This window comes from Glutamicibacter protophormiae (assembly GCF_016894325.1).
Classification (GTDB): domain Bacteria; phylum Actinomycetota; class Actinomycetes; order Actinomycetales; family Micrococcaceae; genus Glutamicibacter; species Glutamicibacter protophormiae.
In genome coordinates, this window is record NZ_CP069806.1 from 2052520 (window position 1) to 2065792 (window position 13273).

Sequence of the window (13273 nt, forward strand, 5' to 3'; positions counted from 1 at the left end):
GCCTCGGCCTCGTGTCTTGCCTTTCGAACAACTTACTGATGAGGCTTTCGAGGCCTTCATCCGCGACCTTTACCGCGGTCTACACCCTGAGTTGGAGGTCACGCGGAATGGTTCCACCGGCTACAAGCAATTTGGTGTCGATGTGTTCGCAACTGGCCAGGGTACTCGACTCGGTATTCAGTGCAAGCATGAAAAACGCTTTGGTCCCGCTGATGTCAAGAAGGTGGTGAAGGAAGTCCGCTCCGAAGCCGAAATAACGTCCGGGCTTCTTGCTCTCAGCCGCCCGACGGCTAGCCCAGGGGCACGGCTTGAGATACAGAAGCACCCAGGGTGGAAACTGTGGGACGGAGAGGATCTGACTACACGTGTGCGCGATCTTCCGAATGAAACGCAGCTCCGGTTGATCGACGCCTATTTCCCTCGAATGCGTGAGCAGTTTCTCGGCATACCGGCTTCCTCGCCGTGGCTGCTAGTCACTGAGTATGAGCCTGCGCTGGCAGGCAGGCTTGGATACGACAGGCAATTCGGTCTCGTAGGACGAGACAGTGAATTACAGCGGCTTTCCCAACTGATCGCAGACCATGAACGCATCGTGCTTGTGGTCGGGCGCGGCGGCATAGGGAAAACCCGGCTTCTAACCGAATTGGCGCGCACGGAGTCTGCACGACAGGTACGCTTCGCGTCGAAGGGCCCAATATCTGCCGAAACGTTCGATCTCCTTCCCGAGGGCGCTCCGGTCATCCTCCTCGACGATGCCCTTAGCCTCGATTCTTCTGCCGAATCGCTTGTCGCTGGGATCTGTGCAGCCCGTCCAGATGCCACGGTGGTGCTCTCAATTCGCCCGCAGCTTGAACCCGAGTTGCTCAACCGATTGTCTATTGCACACGCCTCAGCCAGCAAGATCAAGGTTGAAGTAACGGATCTACCTATCTCTGAAGCCGAGGAGCTCGCACGAGAAGCACTTGGAAAGCTCGCTTCGCCATGGACGGTGGAGCAATTGGGTCGTGCCGGATATGACTGTCCCTTGCTGATTGTTATCGGTGCACACCTCATCAAGGATGGGCACCTCCTCGCCGAGTCGCTTCTTGGAAAAGGTGACCTTCGTGAAGAAATCCTGACCCATTTCGCTGACGTGCTGACCCGTGGTTCAAACGGTGAGCAGCAACGCGCCGTTCTTGACGCGATTGCCTCTGTGCAGCCCGCTCGACTCGACGACTCGGAATCGCTGGGCTCACTAACTGCTCTAAGCGATCAGCCGGAACACGCAGTACTCCGCACCATTGACGAATTGGAAGATTTGGGCATTGTCATGCGCCGGGCGCAGTCAGTGCGCGTCGTGCCAGATCTTCTCGGTGAGGCAATTCTTGAACGCGCCTTGGTTACCCGCAGTGGAATTGACACAAGATGGTCAGCCCGTATCTCTCAGCTCGTCCGTGGTGGTGCGTTGGCCAATGCTATTCGCAATGTCAGCCTCATCGATTGGCATCGGCGCCAGAACAGTGACTCACGTCTGGGTTCAGCACTTTGGGCGAGCTTGACGGAGTCCGTTCTTGAAATGAGCAACTCCGAGCGCAAAAGCGTCATTAGTGGCGTCGAAGCAGTGGCCGCCGTGCACGCCGGAGACGCATTGGACCTTGCACAGCAGATCATTAACAATCCCGCCCCAGACGAAGAGAACGTCATTGCGCGCCTATGGGGAGGTGACCCATACGTCACCGCCGAATCCACCAACCAAACCCTAACTGGCCTCATTCGCAATGCGACCTACGACCCGGACTATTTGGAACGAGGCATGGAGCTGCTGTATGCAATCGGACGAAACGATAGCCGGGCAGAACATCAAAACCCGGGGCACGCGATGCGACTGCTCCGCGAAATCGGCAAGTACAGCCCCCGCAGGCCGGTCAGTTTCAATACACGATTCCTTGAAACCGTCGGTCACTGGCTCGCTGACAACAAACGGACGGCTGACCACCCTGCCTTGATATCGCTCCTCAAAGGGGTACTTGCTACAGAAGTCACAATTACAGAGTCCAGACGAGGGTCGATAACGATGACCCGACACAACATCAGCATGGAAACTGTACAACCGCTACGGCGCCAGGCTATAGAGATCGCCGGACAGCACCTACGGTCAGAACCGCGAACAGCACTTGCTGCGATCGACATCTTGTCAGAAGCTCTACGAACAGCTGGTCGAAATGCAGCCACGACTTCGGAAACCGAGCTCGTCCTCGACTTCATCGGCGACGTACTGGCAGATCCGAGTGCATCCCCAAGCGTCCGGCTGTCGGCTGTTCGCGCTCTCAATTGGCAAGCGAACTACGGGACTGGCGAGTGTGGCATGCAGGCACGTGTTGTACGTCGACGGCTTGTAATCGACACCGACTACATGTTTACCCGGTTACTGCGCCCCGGTTGGGCCATTGATGACGACTATGAAGAGAATACTGCTGAAGAACAAACAGATCAAGCAATGTCTCGATATGAGCGCTCAATGAACTCGTCGGATCGCATGACCAGCGAGATCGCGAACGAATGGTCGCTGACTCTCACCGATCAGGAAATACTTGAGCGCATGCACCGGCTCATGCGGGACGAGCAATTAGCTACCGGCAAGTTCCTTTCACCAGACCAGTTTCTGGTACGACTCTTTGAGGATCGTCCGGGGATTGCTCGAACCGCCCTCGCAAGACCTTCAGTTGGTGACGACGCATCGATGACCACGCAGCGTGTAGCCATGATGACGCTGTTCGCCCTCAAAGACCCGATAGCCGATGTTGCCGCGTCGACTCTCATGGGTATGAGTGTAGATGGCGCGCACCTTGTAGCGTCCGCAATCGCGAGCCAACGAGGAGCGACAATCATGGATGGTCAAAGGATGGTAGTTCGGCAACTCGCCGCCCTGAACGACGAGACCATCACGACCAAGCTTCTTGGCGCCGCCCGTTGGTGGCAACCGGAAGACCACGACCTTGTTCTCGAACTAGTCATGGGTGCATCGGTTGGCCGAGACACGGGTCTTGCTGAAGTGGTGGCCGACCTGTTGACCGATGGAAGGGTTCTAAGTTGGCTGGAACTGCCCGAATCCGACCGACAAACGTTGCTTGCACGCTTTGCGTTGACGCCGTCGCTAGACAGCTACGGTTTCGCCCGCCTACTGAATATGCAGATCAAGGATGACCCCGCGTCAGCACTTCGTCTGCTCCAGAATCGCATAGACAACGCAGCTGAAAAAGACCATAATACCTACGAGGCACTCCCCTACAGCTGGTCTGACCCCCTGGAGTTCAGGTCGACTGTCTACTTTCCAAAAGCCCTCGCCGAGATAGTCGAATGGATCATAGACGGTGACGACGGGCAACGGGAAACGTGGGGAACGCAACTCTTCGAGCAAGTCGCTAGACACTTCGATGCAGAAGTACTCACTATCCTCCTCGATCTGATCCGCACACGAGAGGATCGCCGTATCCAGCTCGTAGAGAACCTACTCCAGAACGCACCCCGACGTTTCGTGCTGGAAAACGCCGCTTTTGTGGAAGACGCGATTCGAATCGCACAAGATCTGGCCCCCCTCAGCAAGCAACGCGTAATTAATGGTCTAATCGCCTCCTTCTTGTACGGATCATATTCCCGCACAGTGGGTGCTGACGATCCGGACGATATTGCGTTGAGAGATGGAGCAACCGAATTAGCCAAAAACCACCCGGAAGGATCGCTCGTCCGATGCTTCTACGAAGACGTGGCCCGAAGAGCCTCAAACCGAATCGCAGAAGAGCGGCTAAGCGATCAGTCCCATTGGGAAACGCGGCAGTGGCAGTAGGCAGGGGGCAAGCCAAGAATCCCGGGCCCTGGGAGATGCGATCGACTGGCTGCACTATTGTGCAGCCAGCTTTACGACAGACGGTCTGCAGACCGTAATTTAAGCACCCCCAAAAATATCTCAGACTTTCGCAACACGTTCTAAGTGAAGATGTCACTTACTAGCGCGACAAAGCTCTTTCAAATTCTTGGTTGGACAGTTGCCTCAGTTTCCACTGTCTTGGGAATATTCTTCCTGACCACCCAAAATACGATTGGGATGGAAAGCAGGTTGGACCGGTGGAATTTTATTCATCGCAAGTAATCGATCTGGTGCCAATCGGCCTCGTCCGCCTTGGAGTCGGTATCTTGTCGCTGGTTGCCCTATGCCTCGTAGAGGTCCCTCTTCGTAGATCTCTATAAGCTGCCTCGGCTAGCCAATTTAGACACCATTCTTCGGGACAGCAATAGACAGAGAACACGGAGCAATGCAATTCCCAAAAATTGCAGCCGCATCGGCACTTCTGCGTGGGTCGCGTCTTTTTTATCAAATATTGCGTCGGGAAAAAACCGAAGACTTTTCAGCTGCTTTGAACTAGTCGGGCTAGGACGATTTCAGCGATGCGGCTTCATGGTGCCTGCGGTAAGCAACTGCCCCGCGTATAGCTGCGCGATCCCGGGCCGCTCGCTTCTTGAGCAGCACCGCCATCGCATCGCCGTCGTATCGGCCCAGCGGCTGCGGAGGCAAGTTGCCCGGTGCAAGCCATCTGCGAACCAGCAGCAGCACCAGCACGAAAACGAAGAACAACTCGATGCCAAGGAAGACCAGGTACGCCAGCGATGTTTGCCTGTTCTCTGCGTTCATCCACAGCACCGGCAGCGCGGCCATGGCCGCGACGGCGAGGATTTTGGCGCCGATCGCCAACAGTGCGAAATACGTTTCCGGATGCGAAACCCAGATGCTATAGCGGCTCCCCCTGCTATGGCGGATCGCCAGCGACGCGGCGAGAACTGCGTCGATGATCAACAGGTTCACCACCGATGTGGCGGAAGACAGGAACAGGACCGTCGCCCAATGGCGCGCCAGGCCTGCCGTTCCGTGGACCACCGCAATGTATGCGACGAGCACCCCCAGGTGGACCAGCATCATGAGTACCACGATCCAGAGCTTGCGGCGCACCAGCGAAGCCCGGGCACGAACCTGCCGCCCCGCCCTTGGCCGCCCCCACTGCTTGGCATACCAGCGGTCATAACCCTGCAGCGGTTCATCCCCCAGCAGCTCAAGCACCGCATCGGCCTGGGCGGCGTTGACCTCGTCTAGGTGTCCCAGTTGCAGCAGCAACGCGCCCACGGCGGCACACACCAGGTGTTCCAGCCGCTCGATGCCGGAGGTGAACAACACCCCGATGAATCCCAAGCCGATCATGCTGCCCAGGAAGAGCCGGCAGTTGTGGATGATGCGGCTCTTGACCGGCCGCTCCACCGGGTAGGGGGCCAGCGGCGCGTTGGCCGCGATGCTTGGCGGTGTCAGCGCCAGTGCGATCACGATGGCCACAATGACTGCGTAGCCTGCCAGAATCAGTCCGGGGCCCGGTACCGTCACCGCCTCGATCCACGCGGAAAAACCGATCCAGACACCCTCGCGCAGCAGCGGCAGCGTCAAAGGGATATACACGCTCAGTGCGAGGATTGCAGCCATCTGCCCCGGCTGGTCTCGACCGTACAGTCGCGTCCCCTCGGACAGATGCCTCAGTGATGAAAGAAAAGCATTGCGCATTGACGGCACACCATCCACTTCATGCCGAGGCCGTGGCGGCTTCGGGGTCGACCTGAACGAAAAAGCGACTGTGAACTGATCCTATGTGAAGCGCCGGGTTTCAGCCACGCACGCCCGGTGGGGAGAATATGAGGGACAGGATTCGACCGGCATGGCACAGGGGGAAATATGAAAATGGAAAGTGGAGTCTTCTCCGTGCTTGACACGGAAACCACGGGGTTGTTCCCCGGCGGCCATGACCGCATCGCCGAGATCGCCATCGTGAGAATGAACCGCCATGGCGAAGTGCTGGACCGTTGGGAAACGCTGATCAACCCGCAACGGGATGTGGGCAAGCAGTCGCTGCACGGAATTCAGAGCCGCGATCTGCTGGGTGCTCCGACGTTCAGCGATCTGTCCGAAGAACTCCAGTGGCGCTTGTCCGGCACCGTGCTGGTGGCGCACAACCTCTCCTTCGATGCGCGTTTCCTGGAGGCGGAATTCCGACGGGCCGGAATGCCGGTCCCGGGGCATTTCCTGGAACAGGGGTTGTGCACCATGCGCATGTCCCACCAGTACCTGCACGGTGCAGGACGCTCGCTGCAGGACTGCTGCGATTCCTTCGGCATCGAGCTTGTCTCGGCCCACAGCGCGGCCGGCGATGCGGCCGCCACCGCCGTCCTGCTCTCGCGCTACATGGAGCTCGACGAGCAGAACCCCGAATGGGATCTGCGCCTGGATCGGGCGGCGCGCTCGGCATGGGTGCAGGATTCACCCTCCGGGCGCATCATGCCGGTGCGGCGCACCGCCGCCTCCGCGCAGCCCAACGGCCATTTCCTGGACCGGCTCGCTACCCGCTTGCCCCAGTTCGCCGGCACCGAAGCCCAGGACGACTACCTGGCGATCCTCGACCGGGCGCTGATGGACCGGTACCTGTCGGCCCACGAGGAACAGCAGCTGATCCGCCTGGCCGCTGAGCTGGGATTGGACCGGGCCGGGGCGCTGGAACTGCATGAGCTGTATTTCCAGCAGCTGGTTCGCGCCGCCTGGGCCGACGGCAAGCTGGCCGAGGACGAGCTCGCTGACCTCGCAACCGTCGCGGAGCTGCTGGGACTGGCGGAGGAACGGCTCGGAAACGCGCTGATCCCGCCCGCGGATTTCGCGCCGCACACGCGTGCGGCCGAGCCGCTGGACGGGCGGATCGCACCTGGCTCGCTGGTGGTGCTCACCGGGGACATGTCCCGGGCCCGCGCCCACATCGAAGCGGAGCTGCGCGCCGCGGGATACCTGCCGCACAAGGCGATCACCAAGAAGGTGAGCCTGCTGGTGGCCGCCGATCCGGATTCGCTGTCCGGCAAGGCCAGAAAGGCCAGGGACTACGACATTCCCGTAGTGTCCGAGGACTACCTCTGGAGCACGCTGCTCGCCTGAACCGCTCGGCGGCGCCGGTTCACGGCGGAAACGTGAAGGGATGGCCCCGCCGGCAGCTGCGGCGGGACCATCCCTTCGATGTCAGAGTCTGGGGTGGAGCTTACAGACTCTCAGCCAATTTTTTTGCGCGGGAGAATTCCATCATGTCTCCGCGCTCGACAACCTTGATGCGGTCGCGGGTGATCTCGCCGAAACGGGTGGCCACGGTGCCTTCGGCGGCGCCCAGCTCCTTTTCGTGCTCGTCCAGGGACTTCCAGCCCTCCCAGTCGGAGAACTCGACGCCGCGCTCGTCCAGCAGGTCCGCGATGGACTGCTCAATGGTCGGCTGGGCCAGCGAGCCCAGGTCCTCCAGCAGGTGGTTGATGGTCTCCAGGGCATCGCCCTTGGTGTGGCCGATCAGGCCCACCGGGCCGCGCTTGATCCAGCCGGTGGCGTACAGGCCGGACACGTGGGTACCGGCGGCGTCCAGGACGCGGCCCTCGACGTTGGGCAGCACGCCCTTGGCGCCGTCGTATTCGATCTCGCCCACGGCCGAGCCGAAGTAGCCCACCGCACGGTAGAGCGCCTGGATCGGGTATTCGACGAACTCGCCGGTGCCGCGGGCTCCGCCGTTGCCGTCCAGCTCGTTGCGCTCGACCTTCAGGCCGGCGACCTTGCCGTTGTCGCCCAGGACCTCGATCGGGGACTGCAGGAAGTGCAGGTGCAGGCGGCGCGAGGCGCTCGGTGCCTCTTCGCGTTCTTCCTGCTCGATCAGCCAGTTGGTCAGCGTGGAGACCATGGTCTTGGTCTGGTTGTTGGTCTTCATGGCCTCGTCCGAGGCCTTGTCGAACTCGAAGTCCTCCGGGTACAGCACGATGTCCACGTCCTTGGAGTGGGACAGTTCGCGCAGTTCCAGCGGGGTGAACTTCACCTGGGCCGGGCCGCGGCGGCCGAACACGTGCACGTCGGTGACGGCCGAATCGTTCAGCTGCGCGTAGATGTGGGCCGGGATTTCGGTTTCCAGCAGCTGGTCGGCGTGCTTGGACAGGATGCGGGCCACGTCCAGGGCCACGTTGCCGTTGCCGATGACGGCGACTTCGCGGGCCGACAGGTCCCAGTCCTTGTCCGCGTCCGGGTGGGCGTCGTACCAGGACACGAAGTCCGCGCCGCCGTAGGAGCCGTCCAGGTCGATGCCCGGGATGTTCAGGTCCGCGTCCTTCTGGGCGCCGGTGGCGATGATGATCGCGTCGTAGCGGGCGCGCAGGTCATCAAGGGTGATGTCGCGGCCCAGTCCGACGTTTCCGTAGAAGTCGATCCAGTCGTTGTTCAGCACCTTGTGCAGGGCGGTGATGATTCCCTTGATGCGCGGGTGGTCCGGGGATACGCCGTAGCGGATCAGGCCGAACGGGGTCGGCAGCTCGTCGAAGAGGTCTACCTTCAGGCTCAGTGCGCCGGAGGAGACCGGCTGGCTCTTGTTGAGCAGATCAGCGGCATAGATGCCTGCCGGGCCGGCGCCGACAATTGCCACGCGCAGGGCGCGGGCCGAAAGGTGCTCGGGGACGATCAGTTCACTCATCAAACAACATCTCTTTCTTAGTCAACGAATGTGGCCGCCGCGGGGGCGTCGGCGTTCTCTAGCGGCAGGAAGCCTGCCAGGCTGTCGGAGGCTTCCGGGGCTAGCCGAACGACATCACCAATCACGATGACGGCCGGATTCGCCACTGCGGCCTTGCGGGCGCGCTTTACAATCCCTTCTAGCGTACCGATAGTTGTGCGCTGCGTCTGTGAGTAACCTCGCTCAACTATCGCAATTGGCGTACTTGACGGTAAACCACGGGTAAGCAATGTCTCAACAATTTTCGGCAAATTCGCCACTCCCATCAGCACGGCCAGCGTGTGGTCGCTGCGGATCGGCACGTCCGCCAGCTCGGTGTGGCCGCTGACCACGGTGAACCCCGCGGCCACGCCGCGATGGGTCACCGGAATGCCGGCTGCGGCAGGAACCGAGATGGAGCTGGTGATCCCCGGGATCACCCGGGTCGGGATGCCGTATTCGGCGGCGTAGAGCAGCTCCTCGCCGCCGCGGCCCAGCACGAACGGGTCCCCGCCCTTCAGGCGCACCACATTCTTGCCTTCCAAAGCGTATTTGACCAGTAATTCATTGATCTCTTCCTGGGTTTTCACATGGCAGCCAGGGGCCTTGCCCACGTCCACCACGATCACGTCGTCGGCCAGGTCCGCGAGCAGTTCGGTCGGTCCCAGCCGGTCGGCCAGCACCACCTCCGCGGCGAGCAGGGCCTTGTATCCGGCGACGGTGATCAGTTCCGGGTCTCCCGGTCCCCCGCCGATGAGGGTGATATGTCCTTTAGGCATGGTTTTCTCCAGTTCGAGTCATTCCGCGGTCGCGCAGCAGTTTGCGTTCCAGCGGGGCAAAACACAGTAGTTCGATCAGCACGCCCACCAGCAGGATAACCAGTATGACCAACATCACCAGGGGCAGATCGGCCAGGTCCCGGCCGCGTTGCAGCAGCGAGCCGACGCCCAGGGCGAGCGACCCGCCCACCGCGATCAGCTCCGCGGCCATGAGCGAACGCCAGGCGAAGGCCCAGCCCTGGCGCAAGCCGGCCACGTAGCCGGGCAGCGCCGCGGGCAGCTGGACGTACAGGATGTGCTGGCGTTTGCCGGCCCCCAGCACCCGTGACAGGGCCGAGTACTGGGCGGGGATCATGTCGATCCCGGACAGCAGCCCGTTGATGATCGAGGGAATCGCCCCGAGCAGCAGCACGGTGTAGATGGTCGCATCGCTCAGCCCGAAGAGGATGATCGCCGCCGGCACCCAGGCGATGGAGGGCAGCACCTGCATGGCCGAGACCAGCGGCCCCAGGCCCTTGCGCAACAGCGGCAGGTGGGCCAGCAGCAGGGCCGCCGGGGTGGCGATCAGCACCGCGATCGCGAATCCGGACAGCGCCCGGAACAGCGAGGTGCCCACCGCGGAGAGCAGCGACCCGTCGGCCAGCAGCTCGGGCAGCTTGGCGGCCACGGCCGCCGGGCCGGGAAACAGGTCTTCGCGCAGCGGCGAGGCCCACGCCGCGATCTGCCACAGGCTGACCAGCACGATCAGCGTGATGATCGGCGCGATGACCGCGTCCGCGCGCCCGCGGCGGCGCAGCGCCAGAGCCGCGGGCACGGCGGGCCGGATCCTAGCTTGAGTTGGTGCGCTCATGTTTTCGCTGCTCCTTTCGCAGGATGGCGGTCAGTTCGTCGGCCAGCGCGGCCGCGAGGGCCGGGGTGCGGCGCAGGTCCTCGGTGATCCTCCGGGTTTCCAGGATGCGCCCGGGGTGGGAGGAGAGCACCAGGATCCGCCCGGACAGGCGGATGGCCTCGCGCACGTTGTGCGTCACGAAGATGATGGTCTTGCCGGTCTGCTCCCACAGCGAGCGCAGCTGCTCGTGCAGCAGGTCCCGGGTGATGGCATCCAGCGCCGCGAAGGGCTCGTCCATCAGCAGCACCTGCCGGTCCTGGGCCAGCGCCCGGGCCAGCGCCACGCGCTGGCGCATGCCGCCGGAGAGCTCGTGCGGCTTCTTGTGCGCCGCATGCCCCAGCTGAACCAGCTCCAGCAGCCGGGTGATCCGCGCAGGCCGGTCGGCCTTGGGCTGCCCGGCGAGCTTCAGGGCAAGGTCCACGTTCTCCCCGGCGGTCAGCCAGGGCAGCAGGTTCGAATCCTGGAACATGAAGGCCGCCCCGTCGTCCGGGACCTCCAGCCAGCCGCCGGTGGGGGCCAGCAGCCCGGCGATCAGGTTCAGCAGCGAGGACTTGCCGCACCCGGAGGCGCCGAGCACGGCGATGAATTCGCCGTCCTCGATCTGGGCGCTGAGCCGGTCGATGACCAGCCCGGTGCCCGGATAGCTCAGGGAGACCTCGTTCAGCAGCACTCCCATTACCGCTCCGCCTTGTCATTGAACGAGTCGTCGACCAGGCCTTCGAGGCTGCCGCGTTCACCGATGCCCACGGCCGCCGCATGGTTCACCAGCGTGGCGAAGGTCCCGGCCAGCGGGGTCGTGTCGAAGCTGACCTGTTCGAGGGCCGATGAGATCACCGCGTCGGGCAGGGTGCCCGAGCCCAGCGCGGCCAGCGCGGACTGGATCGTGTCCAGCGTCTCCCGCTGCCCGGCGGCATTCAGCCAGCGCACCGCCTGCGCGTTGGCCTGCACCAGTTCCCGGACGGTGTCCGGGTGCTTGGCGATGAACTCCTGCGAGGCCACCAGCACCGTGGTGGGGAACCTGCCCCCGGGCCACAGGTCCGCCTCGTCGACAAGGCGGTGCGCCCCGTACTTCTCGACCAGCAGCGAGGCGTGCGGTTCGGGCAGCCAGGCCCCGTCGATGGATCCGCGGGCGAACAGCTGCGGGACGGTGCCGTTGGAGCTCGGGGTGACGGTGACGGCATCGGACAGGCCCTGATCCCGCAGGAAGCTGCGCAGCGCCACGTCCTGGGTGCCGCCGTACTGCGGGGTGGCCAGCTCGGTGCCGGCCAGCTGGGACACCTGCGTAATCTGCTTGGTGGTGACCAGGCTGGCCCCGCCGGAAGCGGCCCCGGCGATGATGCGCAGCGAGGTCCCCCCGCTGGAGAGGTAGCTGTTCAGCGCCGGGCTGGGTCCCAGGTAGGCCGCGTCGATGGCCCCGGAGTTCAGCGCCTCAATGGCCGCCGGCCCCGCGGCGAAGATCTGCGTTTCCAGCGTGGTGCCGTCCGCGCCCAGCGCGTCGTCCAGGTAGCCGTTGGCATCGGCCACCAGCGCCGGGGCGTGCGTGACGTTCGCGAAATAGCCCAGGCGCAGGGTCGCGGCCGGCCCCTGGTCGGCGGCCGTGCCGAGCCCGCCGGCCGGCGCGGGGGCGAAGGCGGTCAGCACCGCAGCGGCGGCCAGCAGCACCACCGCCCCGGCCCCGATCGCCCGGCCGCGCCGGTTGGCGCGCGGGGCGTGGGCGGTCAGCCGGGTGCGTCCGGCGGCCGGGCGCTCAGGCGGCTGCATGATCCGCCTCGATGATCCCGGCGGCCAGCGTGCGCCCGGTGGCGGGGTCGATGAGCAGGAAGCTGCCGCCGGCGCGCGAGTCCCGGTACGGGTCGACCGACAGCGCCGCGGAGCTGCGCACGCTCACCCGTCCCAGGTCGTTCAGGCCCAGGGTGTCGGCGGGGGTGCGGGTGTAGTCCGCCACGTTGAGCACGTTCGTGATCTGCGCGATCTTGGCGGCCGCGACCTTGGTGCCGTGCTTGAGCAGCACCCGCTGCCCCGCGGCCAGCGTGGCCTGGGCCAGGACGCAGACCTCCGCGTCGAATTCGCGGACCGCCTGCGGCGGCGGACCGGACACCACGGTGTCCCCGCGGGCGATGTCCACCTCGTCGGCCAGTTCCAGCACGATCGCCTCGCCGGGGTGCGCGGTGTGCACCGGCCCGGTCGGCGTGCCGATGGCCTGCACGCGGCTGGCCGCCGGGTAGCCGTTGGACAGGATGCCGACCGTATCGCCCACCGACAGGCTGCCGTCGGCCAGGGTGCCGGCGTAGCCGCGGTAGTCGCGGTATTCCTCCGCGTCGAGTCCGGGGGCCAGCCCTCCCTGCGGGCGGATCACGTACTGCACGTCCAGCCGGGCCGCGCCGGATGGCTGCGCCGGCTCCAGTTCCTCGAGCAGCCCCAGCAGGGTGGGGCCGGCGTACCATGGCGACGCGGCGGAGGGGTCCACCACGTTGTCTCCGTGCAGCGCGCTGACCGGGACGACGGTCGCGGCCTGGACGCCCAGCTCCTCGGCCAGGTCCAGGACCTGGTTCTCGATCTCGGTGAAGCGCTGCTCGTCCCAGCCGACCAGGTCCATCTTGTTCACCGCGAGCACCAGCTGCGGGACCCGCAGCAGGGCCAGTACCCCCAGGTGGCGGCGGGTCTGCTCCTGCACCCCGTGGCGGGCGTCGACCAGCACGATCGCCGCGTCCGCGGTGGACGCGCCGGTGACGGTGTTGCGGGTGTACTGCACGTGTCCCGGGCAGTCGGCCAGGATGAACGAGCGATGGGCGGTGGAGAAGTAGCGGTAGGCCACGTCGATGGTGATGCCCTGCTCGCGTTCGGCGCGCAGCCCGTCGGTGACCAGCGCCAGGTCCAGCGCGCCGGCTTCGCCGCCGAAGCCGCGTTCGGCGCTGGTGCGGGCCAAGTCGTCCAGCGAATCGGCAAGGATGGCCTTGGCGTCGTGCAGCAGCCGGCCCACCAGCGTGGACTTGCCGTCGTCCACGGATCCGGCGGTGGCGATGCGCAATAGTGTGGTGGTCATC

The 13273-nt window shown here is 63.9% G+C and carries 9 protein-coding genes; 2 read left to right on the forward strand and 7 right to left on the reverse strand.

The window, feature by feature from the left end; genetic code table 11:
• Positions 1-16 precede the first annotated feature (16 nt).
• Complete coding sequence (locus tag JQN66_RS09565) at positions 17-3823, forward strand: restriction endonuclease (RefSeq protein WP_239463976.1); 3807 nt, start codon at positions 17-19, stop codon at positions 3821-3823.
• Between the two features lie 582 nt (positions 3824-4405).
• Here JQN66_RS09565 and JQN66_RS09570 read toward each other — a convergent pair.
• Positions 4406-5500: a hypothetical protein gene (locus tag JQN66_RS09570; protein ID WP_204674584.1), complete on the reverse strand. Its 1095-nt coding sequence runs from the start codon at positions 5498-5500 to the stop codon at positions 4406-4408.
• Positions 5501-5773: 273 nt separating this feature from the next.
• Here JQN66_RS09570 and JQN66_RS09575 point away from each other — a divergent pair, with 273 nt between their 5' ends.
• On the forward strand, positions 5774-6988 hold the full coding sequence (locus JQN66_RS09575) for a 3'-5' exonuclease (protein WP_239463977.1): 1215 nt from the start codon (positions 5774-5776) through the stop codon (positions 6986-6988).
• Positions 6989-7088: 100 nt separating this feature from the next.
• Here the strand turns inward: JQN66_RS09575 and JQN66_RS09580 are convergent, their stop codons facing one another.
• Genes JQN66_RS09580 through JQN66_RS09605 form a run of 6 tightly spaced genes read right to left on the reverse strand, consistent with a single transcriptional unit; the run spans position 7089 to position 13272 of the window.
• Entirely contained in the window at positions 7089-8543 is a 1455-nt protein-coding gene (locus tag JQN66_RS09580; protein WP_204674587.1) for an FAD-dependent oxidoreductase, read from the reverse strand.
• A 17-nt stretch (positions 8544-8560) separates the two neighbouring features.
• On the reverse strand, positions 8561-9340 hold the full coding sequence (cobA, locus tag JQN66_RS09585) for a uroporphyrinogen-III C-methyltransferase (RefSeq protein WP_204674589.1): 780 nt from the start codon (positions 9338-9340) through the stop codon (positions 8561-8563).
• Complete coding sequence (locus JQN66_RS09590; RefSeq protein ID WP_204674591.1) at positions 9333-10190, reverse strand: ABC transporter permease; 858 nt, start codon at positions 10188-10190, stop codon at positions 9333-9335. Before JQN66_RS09590 ends, cobA begins: the two co-directional genes overlap by 8 nt.
• The gene (locus tag JQN66_RS09595) at positions 10168-10905 is read right to left on the reverse strand and encodes an ABC transporter ATP-binding protein (RefSeq protein WP_188946886.1); all 738 of its coding nucleotides are present in this window, start codon (positions 10903-10905) and stop codon (positions 10168-10170) included. Before JQN66_RS09595 ends, JQN66_RS09590 begins: the two co-directional genes overlap by 23 nt.
• Entirely contained in the window at positions 10905-11990 is a 1086-nt protein-coding gene (locus JQN66_RS09600) for an ABC transporter substrate-binding protein (RefSeq protein ID WP_204674594.1), read from the reverse strand. Before JQN66_RS09600 ends, JQN66_RS09595 begins: the two co-directional genes overlap by 1 nt.
• Positions 11977-13272, reverse strand: coding sequence for a sulfate adenylyltransferase subunit 1 (locus JQN66_RS09605; RefSeq protein ID WP_204674596.1), 1296 nt, complete (start codon positions 13270-13272; stop codon positions 11977-11979). Before JQN66_RS09605 ends, JQN66_RS09600 begins: the two co-directional genes overlap by 14 nt.
• Position 13273 lies beyond the last annotated feature (1 nt).